General features: G+C 45.8%; 26 protein-coding genes. 14 read left to right on the plus strand and 12 right to left on the minus strand.

The features are described 5' to 3' along the window. Positions 1-2 precede the first annotated feature (2 nt). Positions 3-1,127, plus strand: a complete 1,125-nt coding sequence (locus tag CVV77_RS15350) for an endospore germination permease GerKB (RefSeq protein ID WP_100275817.1) — start codon at positions 3-5, stop codon at positions 1,125-1,127. Positions 1,128-1,229: 102 nt separating this feature from the next. Here the strand turns inward: CVV77_RS15350 and CVV77_RS15355 are convergent, their stop codons facing one another. After that, positions 1,230-1,910, minus strand: coding sequence for an ABC transporter ATP-binding protein (locus tag CVV77_RS15355; protein ID WP_100275818.1), 681 nt, complete (start codon positions 1,908-1,910; stop codon positions 1,230-1,232). A 15-nt stretch (positions 1,911-1,925) separates the two neighbouring features. Further along, positions 1,926-3,395 carry an ABC transporter permease gene (locus CVV77_RS15360; RefSeq protein WP_100275819.1) on the minus strand — a complete coding sequence of 490 codons (1,470 nt, stop codon included), beginning with the start codon at positions 3,393-3,395 and terminating at the stop codon, positions 1,926-1,928. Between the two features lie 212 nt (positions 3,396-3,607). On the opposite strand from CVV77_RS15360, the gene yclJ reads away from it, so the two are divergent. The 4 genes from yclJ to phrC all read left to right on the plus strand — a co-directional run bounded on the left by yclJ (position 3,608) and on the right by phrC (position 7,110). Continuing rightward, a complete protein-coding gene (gene yclJ / locus CVV77_RS15365) occupies positions 3,608-4,291 on the plus strand; it encodes a two-component system response regulator YclJ (protein ID WP_003240180.1) in 684 nt (227 codons plus the stop codon). Further along, positions 4,278-5,693 (plus strand): two-component system sensor histidine kinase YclK, encoded by a 1,416-nt coding sequence (yclK, locus tag CVV77_RS15370; RefSeq protein ID WP_100275820.1) that lies wholly within the window; start codon positions 4,278-4,280, stop codon positions 5,691-5,693. The genes yclJ and yclK overlap by 14 nt, the downstream gene beginning before the upstream one ends. A 162-nt stretch (positions 5,694-5,855) precedes the next feature. After that, a complete protein-coding gene (rapC, locus tag CVV77_RS15375) occupies positions 5,856-7,004 on the plus strand; it encodes a response regulator aspartate phosphatase RapC (protein WP_019257465.1) in 1,149 nt (382 codons plus the stop codon). Beyond that, positions 6,988-7,110 (plus strand): phosphatase RapC inhibitor PhrC, encoded by a 123-nt coding sequence (gene phrC / locus CVV77_RS15380; RefSeq protein ID WP_003240188.1) that lies wholly within the window; start codon positions 6,988-6,990, stop codon positions 7,108-7,110. The genes rapC and phrC overlap by 17 nt, the downstream gene beginning before the upstream one ends. Before the next feature lie 95 nt (positions 7,111-7,205). Here phrC and CVV77_RS15385 read toward each other — a convergent pair whose 3' ends face one another. Further along, a complete protein-coding gene (locus tag CVV77_RS15385; RefSeq protein WP_019257466.1) occupies positions 7,206-7,313 on the minus strand; it encodes a YjcZ family sporulation protein in 108 nt (35 codons plus the stop codon). Positions 7,314-7,455: 142 nt separating this feature from the next. Beyond that, positions 7,456-8,829, minus strand: coding sequence for an aspartate kinase (locus CVV77_RS15390; RefSeq protein WP_100275821.1), 1,374 nt, complete (start codon positions 8,827-8,829; stop codon positions 7,456-7,458). A 383-nt stretch (positions 8,830-9,212) separates the two neighbouring features. Here CVV77_RS15390 and yclN point away from each other — a divergent pair, with 383 nt between their 5' ends. The 4 genes from yclN to CVV77_RS15410 are packed head-to-tail and all read left to right on the plus strand — an operon-like array spanning position 9,213 to position 12,833. Further along, the gene (gene yclN, locus CVV77_RS15395) at positions 9,213-10,163 is read left to right on the plus strand and encodes a petrobactin ABC transporter permease YclN (protein WP_100275822.1); all 951 of its coding nucleotides are present in this window, start codon (positions 9,213-9,215) and stop codon (positions 10,161-10,163) included. Beyond that, positions 10,156-11,103: a petrobactin ABC transporter permease YclO gene (gene yclO, locus CVV77_RS15400; RefSeq protein ID WP_003240194.1), complete on the plus strand. Its 948-nt coding sequence runs from the start codon at positions 10,156-10,158 to the stop codon at positions 11,101-11,103. Before yclN ends, yclO begins: the two co-directional genes overlap by 8 nt. Continuing rightward, positions 11,097-11,855: a petrobactin ABC transporter ATP-binding protein YclP gene (gene yclP / locus CVV77_RS15405; RefSeq protein ID WP_003240196.1), complete on the plus strand. Its 759-nt coding sequence runs from the start codon at positions 11,097-11,099 to the stop codon at positions 11,853-11,855. Before yclO ends, yclP begins: the two co-directional genes overlap by 7 nt. Positions 11,856-11,876: 21 nt before the next feature. Continuing rightward, the gene (locus tag CVV77_RS15410; RefSeq protein ID WP_003240199.1) at positions 11,877-12,833 is read left to right on the plus strand and encodes a siderophore ABC transporter substrate-binding protein; all 957 of its coding nucleotides are present in this window, start codon (positions 11,877-11,879) and stop codon (positions 12,831-12,833) included. A 45-nt stretch (positions 12,834-12,878) separates the two neighbouring features. Here CVV77_RS15410 and CVV77_RS15415 read toward each other — a convergent pair whose 3' ends face one another. The 4 genes from CVV77_RS15415 to CVV77_RS15430 all read right to left on the minus strand — a co-directional run bounded on the left by CVV77_RS15415 (position 12,879) and on the right by CVV77_RS15430 (position 16,411). After that, positions 12,879-14,297, minus strand: a complete 1,419-nt coding sequence (locus tag CVV77_RS15415) for an MDR family MFS transporter (protein WP_019257471.1) — start codon at positions 14,295-14,297, stop codon at positions 12,879-12,881. A gap of 19 nt (positions 14,298-14,316) precedes the next feature. Further along, the gene (locus tag CVV77_RS15420) at positions 14,317-15,195 is read right to left on the minus strand and encodes a TetR/AcrR family transcriptional regulator (protein ID WP_029316766.1); all 879 of its coding nucleotides are present in this window, start codon (positions 15,193-15,195) and stop codon (positions 14,317-14,319) included. Positions 15,196-15,357: 162 nt separating this feature from the next. Next, entirely contained in the window at positions 15,358-16,107 is a 750-nt protein-coding gene (nfsA, locus tag CVV77_RS15425) for an oxygen-insensitive NADPH nitroreductase (RefSeq protein WP_019257473.1), read from the minus strand. A gap of 16 nt (positions 16,108-16,123) precedes the next feature. Continuing rightward, positions 16,124-16,411: a putative quinol monooxygenase gene (locus tag CVV77_RS15430; RefSeq protein WP_100275823.1), complete on the minus strand. Its 288-nt coding sequence runs from the start codon at positions 16,409-16,411 to the stop codon at positions 16,124-16,126. Between the two features lie 138 nt (positions 16,412-16,549). Between CVV77_RS15430 and CVV77_RS15435 the strand changes: the two genes are divergently transcribed. After that, positions 16,550-16,864: an ArsR/SmtB family transcription factor gene (locus tag CVV77_RS15435; protein ID WP_003240210.1), complete on the plus strand. Its 315-nt coding sequence runs from the start codon at positions 16,550-16,552 to the stop codon at positions 16,862-16,864. Position 16,865: 1 nt separating this feature from the next. On the opposite strand, the gene gabR is transcribed toward CVV77_RS15435, so the two are convergent. Further along, complete coding sequence (gabR, locus tag CVV77_RS15440; protein ID WP_100275824.1) at positions 16,866-18,305, minus strand: MocR-like transcriptional regulator GabR; 1,440 nt, start codon at positions 18,303-18,305, stop codon at positions 16,866-16,868. A 105-nt stretch (positions 18,306-18,410) separates the two neighbouring features. Between gabR and gabT the strand changes: the two genes are divergently transcribed. The 4 genes from gabT (at position 18,411) to gdh (ending at position 22,969) form a co-directional block, all read left to right on the plus strand. Beyond that, positions 18,411-19,721: a 4-aminobutyrate--2-oxoglutarate transaminase gene (gene gabT / locus CVV77_RS15445; RefSeq protein WP_100275825.1), complete on the plus strand. Its 1,311-nt coding sequence runs from the start codon at positions 18,411-18,413 to the stop codon at positions 19,719-19,721. Positions 19,722-19,789: 68 nt separating this feature from the next. Continuing rightward, positions 19,790-21,178: a succinate-semialdehyde dehydrogenase gene (gabD, locus tag CVV77_RS15450; RefSeq protein ID WP_100275826.1), complete on the plus strand. Its 1,389-nt coding sequence runs from the start codon at positions 19,790-19,792 to the stop codon at positions 21,176-21,178. A 123-nt stretch (positions 21,179-21,301) separates the two neighbouring features. Then, positions 21,302-22,165, plus strand: a complete 864-nt coding sequence (gene glcU, locus CVV77_RS15455; protein ID WP_003240218.1) for a glucose uptake protein GlcU — start codon at positions 21,302-21,304, stop codon at positions 22,163-22,165. An 18-nt stretch (positions 22,166-22,183) separates the two neighbouring features. Further along, positions 22,184-22,969: a glucose 1-dehydrogenase gene (gene gdh / locus CVV77_RS15460; protein ID WP_019257477.1), complete on the plus strand. Its 786-nt coding sequence runs from the start codon at positions 22,184-22,186 to the stop codon at positions 22,967-22,969. Positions 22,970-23,011: 42 nt separating this feature from the next. Here the strand turns inward: gdh and CVV77_RS15465 are convergent, their stop codons facing one another. Genes CVV77_RS15465 through cutR form a run of 3 tightly spaced genes read right to left on the minus strand, consistent with a single transcriptional unit; the run spans position 23,012 to position 25,872 of the window. After that, entirely contained in the window at positions 23,012-23,626 is a 615-nt protein-coding gene (locus tag CVV77_RS15465) for a YcnI family copper-binding membrane protein (protein WP_019257478.1), read from the minus strand. A 13-nt stretch (positions 23,627-23,639) separates the two neighbouring features. Further along, positions 23,640-25,265: a copper transporter YcnJ gene (gene ycnJ, locus CVV77_RS15470; protein ID WP_100275827.1), complete on the minus strand. Its 1,626-nt coding sequence runs from the start codon at positions 25,263-25,265 to the stop codon at positions 23,640-23,642. A gap of 34 nt (positions 25,266-25,299) precedes the next feature. Then, positions 25,300-25,872 carry a copper uptake transcriptional regulator CutR gene (cutR, locus tag CVV77_RS15475; protein WP_100275828.1) on the minus strand — a complete coding sequence of 191 codons (573 nt, stop codon included), beginning with the start codon at positions 25,870-25,872 and terminating at the stop codon, positions 25,300-25,302. Positions 25,873-26,011: the final 139 nt, after the last annotated feature.

Genomic DNA, 26,011 nt, shown 5'->3' on the forward strand with positions numbered 1-26,011 from the left:
AGATGGAAAAAGCCAAAATCAGCATCAGGCAGCTGTTTGTCATGATTATCATTTTTGAGCTGGGCAGTGCCTTATTGATTACACCTGGATCAATGGCGGGCAGGGATGCTTGGATAGCAGTTCTATTGGGCTGTGCGGTCGGTTTGTTTCTTTACTATTTGTATCAAGGCATTTATCAATGTTACCCGGAATCTTCCCCGAAAGAATATATGGATGATATGCTGGGAACCAAGCTGAGCTGGCTGTTTTCATTTCTGTATATCCTGTACTTTGCCTATATTGCCGCCCGGGTGCTGCGTGACTTTGGAGAAATGCTGCTGACGTTTGCTTATCATGATACGCCGATTCTGATTGTGAATGCTTTATTAATGATTGTTAGCATATATGCCGTCAGAAAAGGAATTGAAGTGCTGGCCCGCGCGGCGGAGCTTCTTTTCGGAGCCATGTATTTACTGGGTGCGATCGGCCTCGTGCTAATTGTTGTTTCAGGTTCCATAGACCTCCAGAATTTAAAACCGGTTTTAGTAGACGGCATTCCTCCTGTCATTCGCTCTGTTTTTACGCAGACCATGTACGTTCCGTTTGGTGAAGTCGTTTTATTCGTGATGATTTTCCCTTATCTTAATGACCGAAAAGATGTGAAAAAAAAGGGGATGATCGCCATGGCCATCAGCGGATTGGTTGTGGCGCTTACCGTGGCGATTAATATCAGCGTACTTGATGTTGATCTTACACTCAGATCCCAGTTTCCTCTTTTAAGTACGATTCAGACGATCAAGGTTGAAGAATTTTTAGACCGGCTAGATGTCTTTTTTATGCTGGCACTGATCATCGGCGGCTTTTTTAAGGTCAGCCTTTACTTATACGCAGTGGTGGTGGGCACGTCCACGCTTTTTAAGGAAAAGAACCCTTCTCAATTGGCTTATCCAATGGGATTGGGCATCTTAATTCTTTCTATTACGATCGCGACGAACTTTTCAGAGCATTTGAACGAAGGCCTGAAAGTGGTGCCGCTGTATATTCATTTGCCTTTTCAGGTATTGTTTCCGCTCTTTCTGTTTATTCTTGCCGTTTGGAAAAAGAAGCGAAGAGAGAAATCAAAGGGATCAGGAAGAAAAAAACAATAAAAAGAGCGGGGGGATGCAGCCGCCGCTCTTTTTATGTTCACTTCTATATAAAAGGGGGATATAGGTTGCGCCCCTGTCTGCACTGGCAGAGGCGCGCTTTTGTTATACGACTGCGACGTTTTCCTTCACAGTAAAGCTTCCTCTTGAAAGTCTGATGTTGATGTCCGATACTTTTGCAATTTGCTCATCGTGCGTCACCATGATGACGCATTTATTTTCCTTGTGCGCCAGATCTTGAAAGAGGCGTACGATTTCTTTTGAGGTATCTTCATCAAGGTTTCCGGTCGGTTCATCGGCTACGATGAGATCCGTGTCACAGCAGAAAGCTCTTGTGATTGATACCCGCTGCTGCTGTCCGCCGCTCAGTGTCAGCACTTTTTGCCGGGCTTGTTTTTCGTTGATGCCGACCTTCTGCAGCATTTCCAGCGCATACGCTTCTTTGTCCTTTTCTTTAGAACCTGTGATTTCCATGGCGGTTGTGACATTCTGCAGAGCCGTCATATATGGAAGCAGGTTGTACGCCTGAAAGACAATTGATACATATTGATTTCTGAAATTTGTTAAGCCGATTTTGGAAACAGCTTTTCCCTCGTAAAGGATGGTTCCTTCTTTTGGCGCGTCTAGTCCGCCTGCCAGAGACAGGAAAGTGGTTTTTCCTGTCCCTGATGTGCCGACGATTGTATAGAATTTTCCTTTTTGAAAGCTGATGTTGATATCCTGAAACAATGGCTGGCTTTTGTCTTTATACCAGTAGCCGACTTGTTGAAATTCTAATAAGCTCATAAGTTTCGCCTCTTTCTATTCCTGTTTTGTCAATATCGTTTTCGGATGGAGCCGCAGTACTGAAATTGACGGCAGCAATGTTGCGATGATGGCGATGAAGATGCCGATTCCGCCAAGAACAAGCATGTCGTTCATAGAAACCGCAACGTTTAGTGAATCAATGACATCTACGTTTGCTGAGTTTGCTGAGCTGTGTCCGAACATTCCGCCGCCCATGCCGCCACTGCCGCCGGGCATTTGTCCGCTAGCGGTTTGTGTTGAATCAGTTGATGAACTGATCTGCTGGGTTAAAAGCTGATTTCCGAGCTGGTTCGCAACTAGATTTCCCGTCAATGATGCAATGCCGATCGCGATAACAGCCACGATCAGTATCTCAGTTAAGAACTGTCCGATCAGTTTCCAGCGTTTTTCACCGATCGCCATTAACACGCCCATCTCATATTTGCGCTCTCTGATAGACATCATGACAATCAGGCCGAGAATGACAGCGCCTGCCACTGACACAAGATACACGACGTTTTTAGAAAAAGAAGCTACATTTTCGATCGGGCCGACCATTTGCTGGTAAAGCTGATCGTTTGTATTCAGTGTGAATGTATCAAAATCAATCGATGTTTTCTTCGCTGCTTTTACGAAGGCATCGATATTTTTCGCATCATCCATATAATAAACGGCTGAGTCAATCGTATTTTTATAGTCATCACCTTTCAGCGCTGCAGTTGCTGTGTAAGGTGTGTAAAGCTTGTTGTAAGGATTTAAGAAAGAGAAATTCTGGGCTTGGTCATCGCCTGAAGACGTTGTTTTATAGATACCGACAATCTTAAGCTTTACCGTTGTATCTTCATCCGTTGCTGATTCAATTGTGATCGAATCGCCAACGCTTAAATCATTATCTTCCGCTAATGTTTCATTGATCACTGTTACTTTTTTGCCGACATCTGATTTTGTAATCGCGCGTCCGTCTGTGATTTTTGAATCTCCGTCAGAGAAGTCATCGACTAACGCTGTGCTGATGACACCTTCGATAGAAAGATCGGCTTGAACCATTTGCGGCCCGCCTTGTCCGCCGCCTTGGCTGTTTTTATTATTTGAGCTTGAACTGCTTGAGCTGGAATCACTTGAACTAGAGCTTTCAATCGCATCAAAGTTTCCTGCGTTGGCTGAAGCTGATGTGGTGTAGTTGTAGCTCTTCACATGATCAAGTGCTGCAAGCTTATTCGCATCAGATACTTTGATCGGTGTTGATTCGAAGCTGCGTTTTTCTCCGCTGTCCTGCTGTTTTTCCATTTGCTTTTGGCGGTCGACCTGGAGCGTCACGCTTCCGCCGAGCTCCTGTCTGGCCAGTTCGCTTGATTTTTGTGCTGCCGACTGGATTGTGAGGCCTGACAGAACAAAGACACATATGACTGTAAACACAAATAATTGCAATAACGTTTTTCCCTTTTTAGCCTTCATATTCCAAAAGGCCCGTTTGATAAAGTTCATTTATGTTCCTCCGTATAGGTATTTATATTGTTAAGACCGCCTGTGGGGCGGGCCCGCTTGTTGATAAATTAATAGTAGTCCAAAGGTATGAAAAAAATATGAACAATCTATTTCTAGTTGATTAAATAAAAACTAACAATTGTGAAACACAAATTCTTCTGTATAAAATGGTGCTATTATATAAAAAAGCATCAAAACAACCGGAGGATATAATGAAAATATTAATGATAGAAGATAATGTTAGTGTATGTACGATGACGGAGATGTTCTTTTTTAAGGAAGGTTTTGAAGCGGAATTCGTTCATGATGGGTTAGAGGGATACCAGCGTTTTACGGAAGAAAATTGGGACCTGATCATTTTGGATATTATGCTTCCATCCATGGACGGCGTGACCATCTGCAGGAAAATAAGAGAGACAAGCACGGTGCCGATTATCATGCTGACTGCCAAAGACACTGAATCAGATCAGGTCATCGGTTTTGAGATGGGAGCGGACGATTATGTCACGAAGCCGTTCAGTCCGCTGACATTGGTTGCCCGCATTAAAGCCGTCATCAGAAGATATCAGGCGACAGGCAAAGCGGTCATTGATGAAGATTTGATCGAATCGGAATGCTTTACCATTAATAAGAAAACGAGAGAAGTATTTTTAAACGGAGAGCCTGTAGAAAACCTCACGCCGAAGGAATTCGATCTGCTGTACTACCTTGTCCAAAACCCGCGGCAGGTGTTCTCCAGAGAACAGCTGCTTGAGCAGGTATGGGGCTATCAGTTCTACGGAGATGAGCGAACGGTTGATGTTCATATTAAACGGCTGCGGAAAAAGCTTGCCAGCGAAGACAAGCCTTTCCTATATACGGTGTGGGGAGTAGGGTATAAATTTGATGAAGATTAAATATTTATATCAGCTGCTGCTGAGCCATATCAGCATTTTGCTTTTAGCGTTTGTCATTATCATTTCTCTGTTTTCCCACTTTGTGAAAGAGTTTGCCTATCAAAACAAAGTAGAGGAATTGACATCATATGCGGTACAGATCGCAAACGAATTCCAAGGCGGCCAGGTTGATATGCGCAGGCTGTACCCGTATCAGGATTTGCTGAGCACAAGAAAGACACAGTTTATGCTTTTTGATGAAAAGCAGCGTCCTTATTTCATGCCCGAAGGCTTTCCGCCAAGGGAAAAGCTGAAGAAATCAGAATGGAATAAGCTGAAAAAAGGGCAGACTGTCATGATCAGAGCTGATGGCCGTTTTGATGATGAAGTGTCCCTTGTGGCGCAGCCTATTTTTGTTCAGAACGAATTTAAAGGCGCCGTTCTGCTGATTTCTCCGATCAGCGGTGTTGAACAGATGGTCAACCAGGTCAATCTCTACATGTTTTACGCTGTGATCAGCACACTTGTGATTACCATTCTCGTCAGCTGGCTTCTGTCCAAATTCCATGTGAAACGGATTGAAAAGCTGAGAGAAGCGACAGATAAAGTGGCTTCCGGCGATTATGATATCCACTTGGAAAACAGCTACGGTGACGAAATCGGCGTACTGGCGTCTGACTTTAATATCATGGCGAAAAAATTAAAGCAATCAAGGGATGAAATCGATCGACTTGAGAAGCGGAGAAGGCAGTTTATCGCTGACGTGTCTCATGAGTTAAGGACACCGCTGACGACGATCAACGGTTTAGTTGAAGGGCTGAACAGCCATACGATTCCTGAGGATAAGAAGGAAAAATGCTTCTCTCTCATCAGTGAGGAAACGAAGCGAATGCTGCGGCTCGTAAAAGAGAATCTGGATTATGAAAAAATCAGATCCCAGCAAATTACCTTGAACAAGCTCGATGTTCCGCTGATCGAGGTTTTCGAAATTGTGAAAGAGCACTTGGAACAGCAGGCGGAAGAAAAGCAAAACAAGCTGACGATTCAGGTAGAGGATAACATTATCGTCCATGCCGATTATGACCGGTTAATTCAAATTCTCGTCAACATTACGAAAAACAGCATCCAATTTACGCAAAACGGCAACATTTGGTTGCGCGGAATAGAAGGATATAAAGAGACAATTATCGAAATCGAGGATACGGGAATCGGCATTTCAAAAGAGGATATTGAGCATATTTGGGAGCGGTTCTACAAGGCTGATATTTCAAGAACGAACACGGCATACGGGGAATACGGACTTGGTCTCTCCATCGTCAAGCAGCTCGTTGAAATGCATCAGGGCACAGTAGAAATCAAGAGTGAAGAAGGAAAAGGCACGAAATTCATCATCCGCCTTCCTTTAACGGCAAAACAGCAATAACATACAGGGCGGCGGCATCGTCAAATGCAGCCGCCTTTTTTGCACATCGCTTCGGTTTATTGCGTGCTCCCGAAACAAAGATTGCGTGTTTTTCGGGTCGGGACGGCCTGTAAACATGATAAAATATGACATAAACAGTTTTTGATGGGAGAGGGTGAAGGAATGAAGAGCGGGGTAATTCCTTCTTCAGCGGTCGGTCAAAAAATTAACGAATGGTACAAATATATCCGGACATTCAGCGTACCGGATGCCGAAGTGTTAAAAGCTGAAATCCAGCAGGAACTGAAACACATGCAGCACGATTCCAACTTGCTGCTCTATTATTCACTAATGGAATTCCGCCACCAGCTTATGCTTGATTATCTAGAGCCCTTAGAGAAATTAAATATCGAAGACCAGCCAAGCCTGTCTGAATTATCAAGAAACATCGACAGCAACCAGGCAGATCTAAAAGGGCTGCTCGACTATTATGTGAATTTTTTCCGCGGGATGTATGAGTTTGATAAGCGGGAATTTATTTCTGCCATTACATATTATAAACAGGCGGAGAAAAAGCTTTCCTTTGTTGCAGACCATATTGAACGGGCTGAATTCTATTTTAAAATCGCGGAAGCTTATTATTATATGAAGCAAACATACTTTTCACTGATCAATATAAAAAACGCCTATGAAATTTATGTGGAGCAGGAAACCTATAATGTGAGAATTATTCAATGCCATTTCGTATTCGGGGTCAACCTGATGGATGAAAGGAATTTCGAACAAGCCGCACGCCATTTCAAATTGGCGCTCGAAATGGCCGAAGCAGAACAAAAAGCCCAGCTGGTTGGAAGAGCATACTACAATCTTGGGTTATGCTATTACAACCAAGAGCTTCTTGACCCTGCCATTGACTACTTTGAAAAATCGGTTTCCACGTTTGAAAGCAGCAGAATCATCAATTCACTGCCGCAAGCCTATTTTTTAATCACCCTGATTTATTATAAACGGGGAAAACATGATAAAGCTTCGGAATATCACAAGCGGGGCTATGAATATGCTAAAGAAACAGACGATGCAGACTACGCGGTAAAATTCGAGTTCTTGCAATCCCTATATCAGGATCAGCCCAATGAAGAAGGAATCGAACGATGTTTCCATTACTTAAAAAATAAAAATATGTACGCTGATATAGAGGATTTAGCCCTAGAAGTAGCAAAATACTACTATGAACAAAAATGGTTCAAACTGTCTGCTTCCTACTTTCTAAAAGTTGAAGAGGCAAGAAAACAAATACAAAGGAGTGAAGGTTTGTATGAAATTGAAATCTAAGTTGTTTGTTATTTGTTTGGCCGCAGCCGCGATTTTTACAGTGGCTGGCGTTTCTGCTAACGCCGAATCACTCGACTTTCATGTAACGGAAAGAGGAATGACGTAAGAACCAGCCCCTTCTCATCAAGAGAAGGGGTGTTTCTTTTTTAATCAGCGCCGCAAGAGGTAGAGCTTACGGCGCCCGCAGAGACGGTCAGCTGCTTAGTAGCTGCCGAAAAACGCAGTCCCTACGATAATTAAAAGAATAAACAATACAACGATTAAAGCAAAAGAACTGCCGTAACCGCCGCCGTTAGAGTATCCTGACATAAGGTTTCACCTCCCTATGAAGGATACTATAAGATATGCAGAAACGATCAGCTTGGCAGGGATAATAGTGGACAAGAAAAAAATTGAACAATTCGGCTATACTGAGGTGATATAAAAAAAAGCGGGCGCTGCCGCCCGCTTTTTATGTACATGAAGAGACCAGCACACCCGCGAAAAATTCCTGGTATAACGCTTGAACGGCTTTTCGTTCTTCGGCTTCTTTCACGCCGAACATCATGCTTACCTCAGAAGATCCTTGGTTGATCATTTCAATATTCACTTTTGCCTCTGATAATGCTTTGGCCGCTCTTGCCGTTGTGCCGACATTATGGCGCATCGCTTCTCCTACAACCATAATCAGTGCGAGATGATGCTCGACAATCACTTCATCGGCTTGCAGATCCTCTTTGATCCGTTTGATGACGCTGCGCTCAGTGACCGCGTCCATTTGCCCCTCCCGTAAGATGATGGTCATGTCATCAATTCCCGATGGAACATGCTCATACGTCAAACCGTGCTCCTCCAGGATTTGAAGGGCTCTGCGTCCAAATCCGATTTCTCTGTTCATTAAATACTTGCTGATATAAATGCTACAAAAGCCGGTATCGCTGGCAATGCCGACGACAGGCCCGTTTGTATTATCCCGTTTGCTGACGACGCGGGTTCCTTGTGCTGACGGGTTGTTCGTATTTTTGATTTGAACAGGAATCCCCGCTCTGAATGCCGGAATGAGCGCTTCATCATGAAACACCGAAAAGCCCGCGTAGGACAGCTCCCGCATCTCTCTGTAAGTCAGCTCACTGATTTCCTTTGGATTCTCAACAAAAGACGGATTGACAGAGTACACAGCATCCACGTCCGTAAAGTTTTCGTACAAATCGGCTTGAAGTCCGTGGGCAAGAATCGAGCCGGTAATATCAGAACCGCTCCGTGAGAAAGTGATTACATCGCCATCCTTGCTGAATCCGAAAAAACCGGGAAAAATGATGAGGCCGTCGCGTTCCCGAAGACGATAGAGGTTTTGATAGGATTCAGGAAGAACTTGCGCGTTGCCGGGTTCATTTGTCACAAAAAGGCCGGCATCCTTCGGGTTCACATATTCTGCTTTCACACCCTTATGGCAGAAAAAGGCGGCAATCAGCTTGGCGTTGTTATCCTCTCCGCTGGCTTTGACTGCGTCAAGATACTGCTCGGGATTGCTTTTCTCTCCTTCTAAAAGCGTAAACAGATCATCCCGGATTTTTTCGATAATGCTTTGCTCCAGCTGAAGCTCATTTGCGATGAGGGCATACCGTTCCACTACAGCTTCCGCCAGCTCAGGGGCGCTCCCTGCTGCCAAATATTGTTCTGCACATGCGATTAAGAGATCAGTCACTTTCGTATCCTCAGCGTAGCGTTTTCCGGGAGCCGAAACGACTACAGCTTTCCGTGCCGGGTCTGAGGTTACGATGTGAAACACTTTTTCAAGCTGGGCGCCTGAAGCGAGTGAGCTGCCTCCGAATTTAACGACCTTCATGTTTACATCTCCTAATGTTTAAAATTTTCACACAAATTTAGTATTTATTATCTCTCTTTCAGTTCTGTAAATCAAGGGGAAATTTCTTTCCGGAACGAACATTTGTATTTTCCACGAGGAAAAGTGTCAGGTATGCTAACCGTATGAATGCGCCATGATGATAAATATGGTAAGCAATCTACGAATTGGGATGGAAAATGGTTAGAATTATTAGTAAAATTGATAAATGACTAGGTTAATATTTTGAAAGAATATTGACTAACCCTAGAAAAATGGTAATATGTAAATGATAATGATAATCAATTACTATATGGCCATATTGTTTTGAGTCCTTGCGGAGTAGGAGATACGTTCTTTTTGCTGTAAGGATGTAAGGAGGCAGCATGAAGCTACGTTACTTATTCATTCTACTTATCATATTAGCAGTCACATCTGTATTTATCGGCGTGGAAGACCTGTCGCCGCTTGATCTCTTCGATTTAAGCAACCAAGAGGCGTCAACGCTGTTTGCTAGCCGTTTGCCGCGATTGATCAGCATTATCATCGCTGGCTTAAGCATGAGCATCTGCGGTTTGATTATGCAGCAGATCAGCAGAAACAAATTCGTGTCACCGACGACGGCGGGCACGATGGATTGGGCGAGGCTCGGCATTTTAATTTCCCTGCTGCTGTTTACATCTGCCAGTCCTTTAATGAAAATGCTGATTGCGTTTGTCTTTGCCCTTGCAGGAAATTTCTTGTTTATGAAAATCCTTGAAAGAATCAAGTTTAACGACACGATCTTTATTCCGCTTGTCGGGTTAATGCTCGGGAGTATCGTCAGTTCAATCGCGACATTTATCGCATATAAATATGACTTGATCCAGAATGTGTCATCATGGCTTCAAGGAGACTTCTCTTTAGTCGTGAAAGGAAGATACGAGCTTCTTTATCTGAGTATTCCGCTCGTCATCATTGCCTATATTTATGCGGATAAATTCACAGTGGCCGGTATGGGAGAAAGCTTTTCTGTCAACCTTGGCCTGAAGTACAAACGGGTTGTGAACATCGGGCTCATTATCGTGTCCCTGGTCACGTCTCTTGTCATTTTGACTGTCGGTATGCTGCCGTTTCTAGGTTTAATCATCCCGAATATTGTATCGATTTACAGAGGAGACAATCTCAAGAGCAGCCTGCCGCATACTGCGCTGTTAGGGGCGGTTTTTGTGCTGTTTTGCGATATCTTGGGCAGAATTATTATCTTCCCTTACGAAATCTCGATTGGCCTGATGGTCGGAATCATCGGCAGCGGCATTTTCCTGTTTATGCTGTTAAGGAGAAAAGCGTATGCGTAACCAGATGAAAATTGCGTTGCTCGTTGGTTTAGCCTTGATATGTATCGGCTTGTTTCTGTTTTATGACTTAGGCAATTGGGATTACACCCTGCCGAGACGAATCAAAAAGGTCGCTGCCATTGTGCTGACGGGGGGAGCGATTGCGTTTTCGACCATGATCTTTCAAACGATTACGAATAACCGCATCCTGACGCCGAGCATCTTGGGCCTTGATTCTCTCTACATGCTGATTCAGACCGGCATTATCTTTTTGTTCGGTTCTGCGAATATTGTCATCATGAATAAAAACATCAACTTTATCATCTCTGTTCTGCTGATGATACTGTTTTCCCTTGTTCTTTATCAGATCATGTTCAAGGGAGAGGGGAGAAATATCTTTTTCCTTCTGCTCGTCGGAATCGTGTTTGGCACGCTGTTCAGCAGCCTGTCTTCCTTTATGCAGATGCTGATTGATCCGAATGAGTTTCAAGTTGTGCAGGATAAGATGTTTGCCAGCTTTAACAACATCAATACGGATTTGTTATGGCTCGCGTTCATCATCTTCCTGCTGACAGGCGTTTATGTCTGGCGTTTTACGAAGTTTTTTGACGTGCTGTCGCTCGGACGCGAGCACGCCGTGAACTTGGGCATTGACTACGACAAAGTGGTGAAGCAGATGCTGGTCGTGGTTGCGATCCTTGTTTCTGTTTCAACCGCGCTAGTCGGGCCGATTATGTTCTTAGGCCTTCTTGTCGTCAATCTGGCGAGAGAATTCCTGAAAACATATAAGCATTCATACTTAATCGCAGGCTCCGTCTTCATCAGCATCATTGCGCTGGTCGGAGGGCAGTTTGTGGTTGAGAAAGTGTTTACCTTCTCAACGACGCTGAGCGTCATTATTAATTTTGCCGGCGGGATTTATTTTATCTACTTGCTGTTAAAGGAGAATAAATCATGGTAGAGGTCAAAAATGTAAGCAAACAATACGGCGGGAAAGTTGTCCTTGAAGAGACGTCAGTCACGATTCAAAAAGGCAAAATTACCTCGTTTATCGGTCCTAACGGCGCCGGCAAAAGCACACTGCTGTCTATTATGAGCCGCCTGATCAAAAAGGATTCCGGCGAGATTTTCATAGACGGACAAGAGATTGGAGCCTGCGACAGCAAAGAGCTTGCCAAAAAAATGAGCATTTTGAAGCAGGCGAACCAAATCAATATCAGGCTCACCATCAAAGACCTCGTCAGCTTCGGCAGATTTCCGTACTCACAAGGCCGGCTGACGGAGGAAGACTGGGTTCATATCAATCAGGCGCTCGGCTATATGAAGCTGGAAGACATTCAGGACAAATACCTGGATCAGCTGAGCGGCGGACAGTGCCAAAGGGCATTTATCGCAATGGTCATTGCCCAGGACACAGATTATATTTTTCTGGATGAGCCGCTGAACAATCTGGATATGAAACATTCAGTTGAAATTATGAAACTGCTGAAACGGCTGGTAGAGGAGCTTGGGAAAACAATCGTGATCGTTATTCATGATATCAACTTCGCATCCGTCTACTCCGATCATATCGTTGCCTTGAAAAACGGCCGAATCGTAAAAGAGGGGCCGCCTGAGGAGATTATTGAAACCTCTGTGCTTGAGGAAATCTACGATATGACCATCCCGATTCAGACGATTGATAATCAAAGAATAGGTGTTTATTTTTCTTAATATATAGAAGAGGTGAAGAGCATGAAAAAGTTCGCATTACTATTCATCGCTTTGGTGACGGCAGTTGTCATTTCTGCATGCGGAAACCAAAGTACAAGCAGCAGCAAAGGTTCTGATTCAAAGAAAGAGCAAATCACAGTAAAACACCAGCTGGACAAAAACGGCACAAAAGTGACGAAAAATCCTAAAAAAGTAGTCGTATTTGATTTTGGCAGCTTAGATACGTTAGATAAACTCGGTCTTGATGATAAAGTAGCGGGCCTTCCGAAACAAGCCCTTCCAAGCTATCTGTCTAAATTCAAAGATGACAAATATGCTGATGTCGGAAGCTTAAAAGAGCCGGACTTCGAAAAAGTGGCGGATATAGACCCTGACCTGATCATTATCTCAGGCAGACAATCTGAGTCTTACAAAGAATTCTCTAAAATTGCGCCGACGATTTATCTTGGCGTAGACACAGCGAAATACATGGAAACATTTAAATCAGATGCACAAACAATCGGAAAAATCTTTGATAAAGAAGATGAAGTAAAAGACGAACTTGCAACAATTGATAACTCAATTGCAGATCTTAAGAAAAAAGCTGAAAAGCTGAACAAAAACGGTCTTGTGATTATGGCGAACGACGGCAAAATCAGCGCCTTTGGTTCTAAATCAAGATATGGCTTAATCCATGACGTATTCGGCGTAACACCGGCTGATAAAAACATCAAAGCGTCTACTCACGGACAAAGTGTTTCTTATGAGTACATTTCAAAAACAAACCCTGATTACCTGTTTGTTATTGACCGCGGTACAGCGATCGGAGAAACATCGTCTACTAAACAAGTTGTTGAAAACGATTATGTGAAAAACGTAAACGCAGTGAAAAATGATCATGTCGTTTACCTTGATTCTGCTACTTGGTACTTATCAGGAGGCGGACTTGAGTCTATGACGCAAATGATTAAAGAAGTAAAAGACGGTTTAGAGAAGTAAAACCAAAAAGAGCCTCCGCTAAAAAGCGGGGCTCTTTTTTTATGATCAGCGTGCCGGCTGCTGTTCAGCAGGCCGCTGAGGTTTCTTTAATGTGAATGAGAGAAGGAAGCCGACAAGTGCAATGCAGGCTGCCACGATAAAAGCGGCGTTCATGCCGTGCAGAGCGGCGTGCTTCACATTTGTCGTGCCTGCGTGTGCCGCCTGGTTGCTCATGACGGAAACCAATAGTGCGGTTCCGATGGAGCCGCCGACTTGGCGAATGGTATTGTTCATCGCTGTTCCGTGCGGAATCAGGTGGCGCGGCAGCGCGTTGATTCCGGCGGTCGTCACCGGCATCATGATCATGGCGGTACCTAAAAGACGAACAGTGTATAAAACGACAATCCAAGCGAGTGACGTATGGTCAGTCAGCTGCATAAACGGCAGCGATGTCAGGAAGATGATACAGAAACCTGCAATCGCCAGGCCTCTTCCGCCGACACGGTCAAAGATTCTGCCGATAATCGGTGACATGAAGCCCATCACGACGGCTCCCGGAAGAAGCATGAGCCCTGTATCAAAAGCTGTGACGTCTCTGACGTTTTGTGTATAAAGCGGCAGGATGGTTTCCGTACCGATCAATAATGCAAAGACAAGTGTTCCGAGCAGTGTTGTTAAGCTGAACACGCCAAACGTAAAGACGCGGAATTCCAGCATCGGTTTTTCAAGCTTCATTTGTCTTGTGATAAACAGGAGCAGTGCGATGACACCCACCAGCAGTGAAATCAAGACGGTTGAACTGGTCCAGCCGTAAGAGCCGACGCTTGAGAAGCCGTACAGAAGGCCGCCGAATCCAAATGTCGATAGGATAACTGATAAAATATCAATCTGTGTTTTTCTTAAAGTCGTCACATTCTTCATCAGGATGCTGGCAAGAATTAAATCAATCACAGCAAACGGAAGAATGATATAAAACAGTGATCTCCAAGAGAAAGCTTCGACTGCCCATCCGGAAAGAGTCGGTCCGATCGCAGGCGCGAACGAGATGACCAATCCGACCATACCCATGGCCTGGCCGCGCTTTTCAATCGGAAAGATCGTCAGGAATACGGTCTGCATGAGCGGCATCATAATGCCGGCTCCGGCCGCTTGAATGATACGCGCTGTCAGCAGAACCGGGAAGTTCGGCGCGAACGCTCCGACGATAGTTCCGGCAGTAAAAATGCTCATTGCTGTAATGAGCAGCGCCCGGCTCGTGAATTTTTCAATTAAAAACGCGGTAATCGGAATTAATATTCCGTTGGTTAACATAAATGAAGTGGTCAGCCATTGCGCTTGGTTGGCATCGACATTGAAATCCCTCATGATATGGGGAAGTGCAGTAATTAACAGCGTCTGATTCAAAATCGCGACAAACGCCCCGGCTAACAAAATGCCGACAATGATAGAACGGTTAAAAGGTTTTTGTTCAATACTTGTGTTCAATACATATCCCTTCTTTTCTCTAAGTAATTAACAGTGTTTTTAACATCGAAACGGGCTGTGTTAAAACACCGGTTTGTTCCAGATAGCCAATCAGTGATTTGAGCAAAAAAGCGCGGGGTTCTTCCTTCTTCGCTTCTTCCTCCAGCATGGCGGCTGCTGATGTCAGTTCATCTACGTCATAGTCCGCGGTGGGCAGGGAAGAGATGCCTTTATGTAATTCCTTCAGGCTTTCCGACAATAGGGCTGATTTATCCTTTGGCTTGTAGGAGGATGCTGAATGAATATAAAGCTCGATGGCTTCTTGCGGAAGAAGAGACTGCCGGGTTTCCTTGTTTTTGACAATCTGATTGAGGGTGCTGATGATAAACTCTGCAATCGGGTCAAGCTCAAGCGGTTTTTCCTCTATTTTGATCAGCATTAAAAACTCACGCATCATGCCGTGAAGAATGATGACCAAATCCCACACAAACGGGAGAATGGTTTCTCCATAAGCCTGGATCAGCGAATCGCGGTGCCAGCAGATAATCGTTGATCTGGTCTGATGGATATGCTGTTTGACCCGGTTATTATGCAGCTTGGGGTTTCCGTAGGTCAGCATATTGAAAAACTGCTGATTTCGCCTGAAGCCTTCCAGCTCCATTTTGACCTTTTGCATCAAACGTTCCTCCGGTGTCAGCGCGGTATTTTCCTGAAGTCTTGATGCCGCGGCCACCATTTGTTTCTGGTTAAATGACAGCAGCTCCAAAAGCAGATCTTCCTTAGATTGAAACAGCTTATATATCGAAGCTTTTGACATCTTACATTCTTCTGCGATCGCCTGCATGGAAACCGACGTAAAATCCTTTTCCGAAAAAAGCTTTCGCGCAGCTAACAAGATATCAGTTTTTTTATCAAGCATCTCATGGCTTCCTTCTTTCTTGAACATTAGAAAACCCATTGGTTCACAGAAAACCAATGAGTAACAATGAAAAAATTTTACCAAATAAACTAAATAGAAGTCAATGGATTTTAACCGGACAATCGAAAGGCCTGCCGGAAAATCCGACAGGCCGGGTGAGACTTATTTTTCAACTTTAAATCCTTGTTTCTCAAGCATTTCACGGATATGCGGATAGTACAGGCGCTCATAATAGGAAGCGATGCTCTGTGACCAGTTTCTTGTTTCTTTTCCGTTTGTCCGCTTATTCATGTATTCAGACATCTGCTCATCATATGCTTGAATGTGAGAAGTCAGCTCATCTTGATTTAAATATGTTTCCTGATGATTTACTGCTTCCTGCGGAAGGCGCGGTTTTTTCGCTGAACGGTCGGCAGGATGGCCAATGACAAGGCCGGATAAAGGGACCACGTATTTCGGAAGCTCAAGCAGTTCGATCAGCTCTTGAGGGTTTCCGCGAACCGCACCGATCGGAACCGTGCCAAGTCCGAGTGATTCGGCCGCTGCTGTCGCTGTGCCGAGGGCGATGCCAGCGTCTACTGCGCCGACAAGAACAGATTCTAAGCCATTTGTGATTTCCATTTTGAAATCATTCAGATCCTCAAGCGCGATTTTGGTCCGGTTGAAGTCTGCGCAGAACAGCAGGAAAACAGGAGCCTGGTCAATCCAAGGCTGTCCGCCTGCCAGCTCGGAGATTTTCTTTTTGCGCTCTTTATCCTGCACTGTGATTACAGTCACTTGCTGCCCGTTGATAGAAGATGGGGCTGATTGTACTGCTTGTATGATTTGGTCCAATTGTTCCTGAGCTACAGGCTCATCTGTATAGCTGCGAATCGAGCGGTGGTCTGTTAATGATTTGATGACTTCATTCATATGGGACACCCTTTCCTTACTCGCTAAGCTCTGTGCGGACAACATCAAGAGGAGCGCTCAGCAGTTCTTTTCCTTTTGCTACAAATCCTTGGAAATGCGCAGTTTCATTGTGGAATTTCATCGCCGCTTCATCTTTCCATTGTTCAAGCATCACAAATGTATTTTCTTCGCCTACTTTTTCAAATAGGTCGTATTGCGTGTTGCCTTCCTCAGCTCTTGAATGCTGAACAAGCGATTGCGCCTCGCTCAAAAATTCCTCGCGTTTTTCTGGTTTTACTTTGATATAAGCTTGTAATACGATCATGTCAATCTCCTCCATCGTTATACTGATTATTGTTCGAATTTCATCGAACTAACTGTAACATGTATTTAAAATGAGGTAAAGGAAAAACCCTTAAATAGTAAAATTGTCATTCTAATTGTTGTGTGATACATTTGTGTCATGAACATTCCAAACCATCCAGAAACAGAAACGTTGCAGCTGACAAAGGTTCTTCACGCACTGAGTGATCCGCTTCGTTTAGAGCTCGTCAAGCAATTAGCTGAAGCGAAAGAAAAAACGTGCGGCACCTGTGCGGATGTACAGGTTGCCAAATCGACTTTGTCACATCATTTTAAAGTATTGAGAGAATCAGGCATCGCTCAAGTTCGCATAGAAGGAAAGCGCCGGTATTATTCGCTTCGGGCTGAAGACCTTGAAAAGGCGTTTCCGGGCCTGCTTGATGCCGTGCTGAATGTGGACCAGGACCGCTGGTGAATCAATCCCCTGTACCGGGGATTTTTTCATGTCCGTAAACAGCGCGGAAAAGCCTCTCGACACCCTCCTGAATGTCTTCTTCCTTCAGCCGGGCGAAGCCGACAATGAGAGCGGGCCTGCCCGTTTGCCGCTTGTTTTCCTTCAAATCAAATCGGCTCATTCCGAAGATCTCAAGCTGCTGGCCGGCGGCATGTGCCAGGATGTCTTGTTCGGTGCGACTGGTATCAAATTCGGTGACAAAATGCAGTCCCGCATTTGCCCCTTTTACGGTAATCCTTCCGCTGAACGCTGTTTCTAAAGCGGTGATCAGGCGCTCTCTCTTTTCTTTATAATGCTGCTTCATTTTTTTTATATGCTTCTGATATTCTCCGGACTCGATAAATTCCTGCAGGGTGAGCTGCGTAAGAGACGAGCATGTCTGCAGATCGTATCCCCGCTGTTTGTATGTCCTCAATAGCTCAGGCGGCAAAACCATATAGCTGATCCGCAAGCCGGGGAGAAGGGACTTTGAAAAGGTGCCCATATAGATGACATTTTGAAAACGGTCGAGGCTTTGCAGCGCCGGAATACTGTCTACATCATATGTAAATTCACTATCATAATCGTCTTCAATAATATAGCGGCGCGGCTCCTCGGCCGCCCAGTTCAGCAGCTGAATTCTTCTGGATACAGGCATAATCGTTCCGGCCGGAAATTGATGCGACGGGGTCGTCACCAGCACATCAGGCCGCTGTCTGCTGATTTCAGAGATCGACATGCCTTTTTCATCCAGCGTGATCGTTTTCACCTGTTTTCCGGCATGTTTTAAAAGCTGGTACATGCGCCTGTAACCGGGCTCCTCCATCGCATACACTGCTTCCTTTGGCAAAAGCTCAGTCAATAGCTGCATGAGCACCTGTGTGCCTGCCCCTATGACGATTTGTTCCGGCCTGCATTTTACGCCCCGCGTCAGGGAAATGAGCCTGGTGATGGCCGCTCTCACTTCATATATTCCTTGTGGATGCGACATATCGCCGAGCGTGCGGTATGAGCGGGAGGCCGCTTTTTGCTCGCAGCGAAACCAGCTTTTGATCGGGAAATGGTCTGTATCAGAACTCATGTGTGAAAACGAAATCCAATCACTCTGATCTGTGTGAACCTCTTTCAGGTCATCCGGCAGTGCAAATGGGGGGTGCTCCTCGGCAGAAAACATGTCCAGCTTCTCAACGAAAAAACCCTTTCGCTCAATGGCGTACAAATATCCCTCAGCCAGCAGCTGCTGATAGGCTGAATTCACTGAGTTTACGCTGACCTTCAGCTTTTCAGCCAGCTCCCGTTTGGAGGGAACCTTTGAGTGTGGAAGCAGATTGCGGCTGAGGATTTCTTTTTTCAGCTTTTGATAAATTTGCTGATAAATATAATCGGCTTGTTCTGAGCGGTCGAGTGTGATTGTGATGTCCATATGCGGCTTCTCCTTCTGATACCATCAAAAAGTTATAATTGGTACTTTTCATCATACCAAAAAGAAGTCAGAATGATAAGAAAATGGCGACAGGGGGACATTCACATGAGTCAAACAACAGCAAGCATTACGACTGCCCAGTGGCAGCGAAAACGGGATCAATTCGTATCAAAAGGTGTGAGCAACGGCAACCGCAGTCTGGCGGTAAAAGGAGAAGGGGCTGAGCTGTATGATCTGGACGGCCGGAGATTTATTGATTTTGCAGGGGCCATCGGAACGTTAAACGTCGGACACTCGCATCCGAAGGTGGTTGAGGCTGTGAAGCGGCAGGCGGAGAAGCTGATTCACCCGGGCTTCAATGTCATGATGTACCCGTCTTATATCGAATTAGCGGAAAAACTGTGTGGGATTGCGCCGGGCAGCCATGAGAAAAAAGCGATCTTCCTGAACTCAGGGGCGGAAGCGGTAGAGAATGCTGTGAAAATCGCGAGAAAGTATACAAAGCGCCAAGGGGTTGTCTCGTTTACACGCGGATTTCATGGGCGCACGAATATGACGATGAGCATGACGAGCAAGGTCAAACCTTATAAATTCGGCTTTGGCCCTTTTGCGTCAGAGGTTTATCAAGCGCCGTTCCCATATTATTATCAGAAGCCGGCCGGCATGAGTGATGAAAGTTATGACGACATGATCATCCAAGCGTTCAATGATTTCTTTATCGCTTCAGTCGCGCCTGAAACGGTAGCGTGTGTTGTGATGGAGCCTGTACAGGGGGAAGGCGGCTTTATCATTCCTTCAAAACGGTTTGTGCAGCACGTCGCATCATTCTGCAAGGAACACGGCATTGTCTTTGTCGCTGATGAAATTCAAACCGGATTTGCCAGAACCGGTACTTATTTCGCGATTGAGCACTTTGATGTAGTGCCTGATTTGATCACGGTCTCTAAATCACTTGCAGCGGGATTGCCGTTAAGCGGTGTGATCGGCCGTGCGGAAATGCTTGATGCAGCAGCGCCAGGGGAGCTGGGCGGCACGTATGCCGGAAGCCCGCTCGGGTGCGCGGCGGCGTTGGCTGTATTGGATATCATTGAAGAAGAAGGGCTGAATGAGCGATCTGAAGAAATTGGCAAAATCATTGAAGACAAGGCGTATGAGTGGAAACAAGAATTCCCGTTCATCGGTGACATCCGCAGACTCGGGGCAATGGCGGCAATCGAAATTGTCAAGGATCCTGACACGCGTGAGCCTGATAAAGCGAGAGCGGCAGCGATCGCGGCGTATGCGAATCAAAACGGATTGCTTTTGCTGACTGCGGGAATTAACGGCAATATCATCCGCTTTCTGACGCCGCTCGTCATCTCAGACAGTCTTCTGAATGAAGGGTTCAGCATCTTGGAGGCAGGCCTGCGAGCTTAATCATTGGAAAGAAAACGGCTGTGTCTGCTATCATTTTAAGTAATCATGAAAAGAAAGGAATGTTCAATATGCCAGATCAATTAACGGTCTACAACCCGGCTACGGGCGAGGAGATCAAAACGATTCCTCAGCAATCGGCCAAAGAAGTAGAAGAAGCCATTGAACGTTCACATCAAGCGTTTAAAACATGGTCTAAAACATCAGCGAACGAAAGAGCGTCTCTTTTGAAAAAATGGTATGAGCTGATTGTTGAGCATAAAGAAGAACTTGCAGATTTAATTACAAAGGAAAACGGAAAACCGTATCAGGAAGCAGTCGGTGAGGTACTGTACGGGGCAGGCTATATCGAATGGTTCGCAGAGGAAGCCAAGCGTGTGTACGGAAGAACGGTCCCTGCTCCGACAACCGGTAAACGAATTGTCGTCACACGCCAGCCGGTCGGCCCTGTTGCCGCCATCACGCCTTGGAATTTCCCGAATGCGATGATTACACGCAAAGCGGCGCCTGCTCTTGCTGCTGGCTGTACGTTTATCATCAAACCGGCACCGGACACACCGCTGTCAGCATATGAGCTTGCGCGCCTCGCATATGAAGCGGGTATTCCGAAGGATGTTCTTCAGGTTGTGATTGGCGACGGAGAAGAAATCGGGAATGTGTTCACAAGCAGCCTGAAAATCCGTAAAATCACGTTCACAGGATCAACGCCAGTAGGGAAAATCCTCATGAAAAACAGTGCGGACACTGTGAAACACATCTCTATGGAGCTCGGCGGACATGCGCCGCTCATCGTGGATGAGGATGCCAATATTGACCTTGCCGTTGAACAAGCGATGGTGTCCAAATATCGAAACGCGGGCCAAACATGCGTGTGTGCTAACCGCCTAATCGTCCATGAATCCATCAAAGATGAATTTGCTGCGAAACTGAGCGAGCAAGTGTCTAAGCTTAAAGTCGGAAACGGACTTGAAGAAGGCGTCAATGTCGGCCCGATTATCAACAAAAGAGGCTTTGAAAAAATCATCAGCCAAATTGATGATGCCGTTGAAAAAGGAGCGAAAGTTCTCGCTGGGGGCACGTATGACCGAAACGATGACAAAGGCTGCTACTTTGTCAATCCGACAGTGCTCGCCGATGTCGATACGTCCATGGATATCATGCACGAGGAAACATTCGGCCCGGTTGCACCGATCGTCACGTATTCTGATATTGATGAAGCAATTCAGCTTGCCAACGATACACCGTACGGCTTGGCTGCTTACTTCTTCACAGAAAACTACCGCCGCGGCATCTATATTTCCGAGAATCTTGAGTATGGCATTATCGGCTGGAATGACGGCGGACCGTCAGCGGTTCAAGCCCCATTCGGCGGAATGAAAGAAAGCGGCATCGGCCGTGAAGGCGGTTCGGAAGGTATCGAGCCGTACCTTGAAACAAAATATATGTCCATCGGTTTGTAAAAGAATGCAAGCTCCTGAGAGCTGCCGGATCTTCCGGCAGCTCTTTTTGTTGTTCTGGCGAATAAACACAATAATTCCAGCCAAAATAACAGCAAATACATTTTGAAAGAAGGTTCCCCAACAATGGATTTATTATTGGCTCTTCTCCCGGCTTTGTTTTGGGGGAGCATTGTTCTCTTCAATGTGAAATTAGGCGGCGGGCCGTACAGCCAGACACTGGGAACAACGATCGGAGCGCTTATTGTTTCTATCGTGATTTACTTTTTTGTTCAGCCCGTTCTGTCATTGCGCATTTTTATTGTTGGCATCGTATCCGGCTTATTTTGGTCCCTTGGACAGAGCAACCAGCTGAAAAGCATTGAATTGATGGGTGTGTCCAAAACAATGCCGATTTCCACCGGAATGCAGCTCGTTTCGACCTCGCTGTTCGGTGTGATCGTGTTCCGCGAATGGTCTACACCGATTGCGATTACGCTTGGCATTCTCGCGCTGATCTTTATCATTGTGGGAATCATCCTCACGTCATTGGAAGATAAGAAAGACAGGAAAGAGGGAGAGCCAAGCAACTTAAAAAAGGGTATCTTGATTCTTCTTGTCTCGACGCTCGGTTATTTGGTTTATGTAGTCGTCGCCAGATTGTTCAATGTGTCCGGCTGGTCGGCTCTTTTGCCGCAGGCGATCGGGATGGTGATTGGGGGCGTTGCTTTAACCTACAAGCATAAACCCTTTAACAAGTATGCGATCAGAAATATTCTCCCAGGCTTAATCTGGGCAGGCGGAAATATGTTTTTGTTTATTTCTCAGCCGAGAGTCGGCGTCGCAACAAGCTTTTCTCTCTCGCAAATGGGAATTGTCATTTCTACGCTCGGCGGCATTTTCATCCTGCGTGAAAAGAAAACAAAACGCCAGCTCATTGCGATTGCCATCGGGATTGCCCTGATTATTGCGGCCGCTGTATTTTTAGGAATTGCCAAAACAAATTCATAACAATTGAGGAGGATGTATATGTATCCAGATTTAAAAGGAAAAGTCGTTGCTATTACAGGAGCCGCTTCAGGGCTTGGAAAGGCAATGGCCATTCGCTTCGGCAAGGAGCAGGCAAAAGTGGTCATCAACTATTATAGTGATAAACAGGACCCGAACGAGGTAAAAGAAGAGGTCATCAAAGCGGGCGGTGAAGCCGTTATTGTCCAAGGTGATGTCACGAAAGAGGAAGATGTAAAAAATATCGTGCAAACTGCCATTAAAGAGTTCGGCACACTCGATATTATGATTAATAATGCCGGACTTGAAAATCCTGTGCCGTCTCACGAAATGCCCCTGAAGGATTGGGATAAGGTCATCGGCACGAACTTAACAGGCGCCTTTTTAGGAAGCCGTGAAGCGATTAAATATTTCGTAGAAAATGATATCAAGGGAAATGTCATCAACATGTCCAGTGTGCACGAAGTGATTCCTTGGCCGTTATTTGTCCACTATGCGGCAAGTAAAGGCGGGATAAAGCTGATGACAGAAACATTGGCGTTGGAATACGCGCCGAAGGGCATTCGCGTCAATAATATTGGGCCAGGCGCGATCAACACGCCAATCAATGCTGAAAAATTCGCTGACCCTAAACAGAAAGCTGATGTAGAAAGCATGATTCCAATGGGATATATCGGCGAACCGGAGGAGATCGCCGCAGTAGCAGCCTGGCTTGCTTCGAAGGAAGCCAGCTACGTCACAGGCATCACGTTATTCGCAGACGGCGGCATGACACAATATCCTTCATTCCAGGCAGGACGCGGTTAAACAAAAAAGCGACCCAGACATGACATCTGGATCGCTTTTTTATTAGGCACGCTTTTTCTTTACAAGCGCTGCTACAGATAAGATAATGGCAGCCGCAGACAGCACAATCGCTGTGATGTCCAGAGCTGAAGAACCTGAGTCTTCGGAATCGTCTTCTGTTTTCGTCGCGCCGTGCTCATCTGTCACTTGCTTTGCAGCGGTGATTTTTGTAATGGAATGAGGTGTATCCGCATCCTCGTCACCTGTCCACTCGACAATGCTGCCGTCTTTGTAATATTGGTAGGCGTCCCAAGCGGCTTCCTCCGCTTTATCAGGGTTTTTGGCAACAAAGGTAAACTGCTGGAATTGTCCTTCCTGAATGCCGCCGTCAGTTGCTTCCCACGTCACGGAGACTGATTTGTCATCGTGTTTTTGAGTGGATACCTTCCAGCCCGGAATTGGCTCGTATTGCTGGAATTCAACATCCTTTGGCATTTTGAGAACAACCTTTGTTGTCGGCAGATTTTTCTCAGAAGGAACCTTCATCGTATAAGTTTCCCAAGAGCCTGCAGCGGATTCAGCGGGTTTTACAGAAACGTGCGCGCTGGCTGGGGCCGTAAAGAATAAGAGAGAGCCGACAATAGCCGGACATAGTGTGAATGCGATTTTTTTTAACAACTCAAACACTCCTTTAATTGGTCTTTGTAAAGATGATATTGATTTCGTTAAAGTCTCCGGTCAGCCCGTGGACTTTAATTTTCCAGTTTCCCTTTTCATTAATGGATAGGTTTTCATCCTGGAAGACGCCTTTTGTTTTCTCTTTTAATTGAAACGTGCTTTTGTTTTCGCTGCCTGACAGACCTGTTTTATAAATGGTTAACGTGATTTGCTGGATGTTTTTCACCGGGTCGCCGTTATGGTCAGTGACCCGCAGCTCAAATACGTTTTTGCCTGGCTGGTTCGGGCTGATGCTGAGAGACACGCTTTGCCCGTTTTCAATCGCTTTGGTTTGATAGAACGGTTCTGGCGCCGGCTCAGGCGGGCTTGGCAGGCTTGTAAACACGGCCGCTGTGATTAAGACAGCGATGCCGATTGCCCATTCGGCTTTCAGTGTTCCGCTGATTCCTGCACGGCGCCGTTTTCTGGTGAGCAGAAAATGAATCGCGCCTAAGATCAGCATCAAAACAAACAGTCCGCTTTTCACTAAAAGAGCCTGGCCGTACGCTGTATGGAACAGTGAATCCATTGAACGAATGATGAAAAATCCATTGAGCAAGCCTGAAAACAAAATGACGCCGACTGCAGTAAGCGCCCATGGGGAGAATCGGCTTACCGTTTCCCATGCGAGCGTTTTGTCAGGCTGCTTCCATTCTTTTGCGAGCAGCAAAACGAGTGCCGCAACCCCGCCGACCCAGATGGAAGCGGAAGATAAATGAAGGAAATCCATCAAAATGCCGACCGCTTTTTCTTCAACGACAGCAGCATGCCCGGTAAATGCTTTGGCAAGCAGGAGACCGAAAAAGAAAATGAGCGGCGCTGTCCAATAGCCGAAGGACGAAAAGCGGTTTTTGCGTATCGCAGGGATCACAGACAGTGCAAGCAGCACATACAGCACGGCCTGTATGATCCAAATGGTGCCGCCCGCAGTTTCAAACAGTGTTTCTCTGATGTAGCCCGGCTGGAAGGCGCTGCCCCAGCCGCCGCCCGCGTTTGCTTTTGTCTGAATCGGAAGCTGAAGCAAAAGCGCCAGACCCAATGCGGCGATGGAAACGATCAGGATACGTCTTGTCCGTTTGGTGAGCTGTTCTGAATCCCCTTTATACCAGAAGAGATGGAAGAAAACCGTTCCGATAAACAGAGATAAAGCTGTATACAGTATCGCGCGGTCTGCGGCTGTTGCCGGATTCAGCGCTGAGCCGGCTGCTTTTTGGCTGCTGAATCCGCCGTCCGCTTTCCCGATGCTGAACGGAATGACGCCGGAAACGGGGTGCCCGTCCGCGGACACGGCATTCCATTCCGCTCTGTACACATCATGCGGCAGCTTCTTTTTGAGCTTTACTTTCATGATGTGATTGTTGTCTTTTTTGATTTCTGTCTTGTCTGTGTCCACCCGGTCGCCGTTTGAATTATAGACTTTAATGTAATGAAACCCTTCTTCAACCGGTTCATTAAATTCGATTTCCACCTGTGCTGGAGCGCTTTTTAATTCGCTGTTTTCCCCAGGTGAAGATTTGACAATATAGGCGTGAGCAAAGCTTGTTTTCGGCAGGAAAACAAGAAAAAGCAGAAGGATGATCCACCATCTGTTTTGCTTCATCACTCAAACACCACCTTCCGCTGTATATGTTGTGTTATGTCTTGGTGCAGGTGCAGCACTTTTTTCTGTCTTGAAGCATGTCCTCCAGCGCCTGGTCGAAGGTGCGGACGGCTCCGCCGAATCCTTTTTGAAACCGTTCGGCATGGTCGAGTGTCGCAAACGGAATCGCCTGCGGCTGGCAGCAGTGCAGGTTTAATTCAGCGTTGACGACGAAATAAGCCGAACTGGCACTGACCGTTGTGTGTAACAGAAAATCTCTGCAAATCAAGTGTGAAACCTCTTCCGTTTTATCTGCGTAACGCAAGAACGCGCAATGTGCGCAGCATAGCTGTTCAATGTCTTGGTTTACCGTAATCAGCTGAACCGAATGGGCCTGATTGACCGGCTTCAGACAGTAGCTGCACATATGATCTGCTTGAGGTGTTCGGGCTGGGAGCGTGATGCCGCCGGCCGTTTTAATGACCTGATTTGACTGAACAAGCTGATTGACATCTCTGTATACCGTCATTTCCGAAACGCCGAACCGTGCGCTGATATCAGAAATTCTGAGCGCGCCTTCTTCTTTCAGCCACTTCAGTATGTGTTGCTGTCTATTAATCGGAAGCATTCATACATCCCCTCCATTAAGATCTATTTAAGCGTAGAGGATTTTGGAGACAGAGACAAGTAAGCTGATGATAAAAAATGTGAAAATGTGTTGAACAGCAACAAAACGAAACAGAAGGGACTCTGGTATAATAGACATA

This window comes from Bacillus sp. SN1, assembly GCF_002796895.1.
Taxonomy (GTDB): domain Bacteria; phylum Bacillota; class Bacilli; order Bacillales; family Bacillaceae; genus Bacillus; species Bacillus inaquosorum.

Excerpts from the sequence above, each read along its gene's own strand:
- CVV77_RS15350 (WP_100275817.1), top strand. The coding sequence starts at position 3 with ATGGAAAAAGCCAAAATCAGCATCAGGCAGCTGTTTGTCATGATTATC.
- CVV77_RS15355 (WP_100275818.1), bottom strand. The coding sequence starts at position 1,910 with ATGAGCTTATTAGAATTTCAACAAGTCGGCTACTGGTATAAAGACAAA.
- CVV77_RS15360 (WP_100275819.1), bottom strand. The coding sequence starts at position 3,395 with ATGAACTTTATCAAACGGGCCTTTTGGAATATGAAGGCTAAAAAGGGA.
- yclJ (WP_003240180.1), top strand. The coding sequence starts at position 3,608 with ATGAAAATATTAATGATAGAAGATAATGTTAGTGTATGTACGATGACG.
- rapC (WP_019257465.1), top strand. The coding sequence starts at position 5,856 with ATGAAGAGCGGGGTAATTCCTTCTTCAGCGGTCGGTCAAAAAATTAAC.
- phrC (WP_003240188.1), top strand. The coding sequence starts at position 6,988 with ATGAAATTGAAATCTAAGTTGTTTGTTATTTGTTTGGCCGCAGCCGCG.
- CVV77_RS15385 (WP_019257466.1), bottom strand. The coding sequence starts at position 7,313 with ATGTCAGGATACTCTAACGGCGGCGGTTACGGCAGTTCTTTTGCTTTA.
- CVV77_RS15390 (WP_100275821.1), bottom strand. The coding sequence starts at position 8,829 with ATGAAGGTCGTTAAATTCGGAGGCAGCTCACTCGCTTCAGGCGCCCAG.
- yclN (WP_100275822.1), top strand. The coding sequence starts at position 9,213 with ATGAAGCTACGTTACTTATTCATTCTACTTATCATATTAGCAGTCACA.
- yclO (WP_003240194.1), top strand. The coding sequence starts at position 10,156 with ATGCGTAACCAGATGAAAATTGCGTTGCTCGTTGGTTTAGCCTTGATA.
- yclP (WP_003240196.1), top strand. The coding sequence starts at position 11,097 with ATGGTAGAGGTCAAAAATGTAAGCAAACAATACGGCGGGAAAGTTGTC.
- CVV77_RS15410 (WP_003240199.1), top strand. The coding sequence starts at position 11,877 with ATGAAAAAGTTCGCATTACTATTCATCGCTTTGGTGACGGCAGTTGTC.
- CVV77_RS15420 (WP_029316766.1), bottom strand. The coding sequence starts at position 15,195 with ATGCTTGATAAAAAAACTGATATCTTGTTAGCTGCGCGAAAGCTTTTT.
- nfsA (WP_019257473.1), bottom strand. The coding sequence starts at position 16,107 with ATGAATGAAGTCATCAAATCATTAACAGACCACCGCTCGATTCGCAGC.
- CVV77_RS15430 (WP_100275823.1), bottom strand. The coding sequence starts at position 16,411 with ATGATCGTATTACAAGCTTATATCAAAGTAAAACCAGAAAAACGCGAG.
- CVV77_RS15435 (WP_003240210.1), top strand. The coding sequence starts at position 16,550 with ATGAACATTCCAAACCATCCAGAAACAGAAACGTTGCAGCTGACAAAG.
- gabR (WP_100275824.1), bottom strand. The coding sequence starts at position 18,305 with ATGGACATCACAATCACACTCGACCGCTCAGAACAAGCCGATTATATT.
- gabT (WP_100275825.1), top strand. The coding sequence starts at position 18,411 with ATGAGTCAAACAACAGCAAGCATTACGACTGCCCAGTGGCAGCGAAAA.
- gabD (WP_100275826.1), top strand. The coding sequence starts at position 19,790 with ATGCCAGATCAATTAACGGTCTACAACCCGGCTACGGGCGAGGAGATC.
- glcU (WP_003240218.1), top strand. The coding sequence starts at position 21,302 with ATGGATTTATTATTGGCTCTTCTCCCGGCTTTGTTTTGGGGGAGCATT.
- gdh (WP_019257477.1), top strand. The coding sequence starts at position 22,184 with ATGTATCCAGATTTAAAAGGAAAAGTCGTTGCTATTACAGGAGCCGCT.
- ycnJ (WP_100275827.1), bottom strand. The coding sequence starts at position 25,265 with ATGAAGCAAAACAGATGGTGGATCATCCTTCTGCTTTTTCTTGTTTTC.
- cutR (WP_100275828.1), bottom strand. The coding sequence starts at position 25,872 with ATGCTTCCGATTAATAGACAGCAACACATACTGAAGTGGCTGAAAGAA.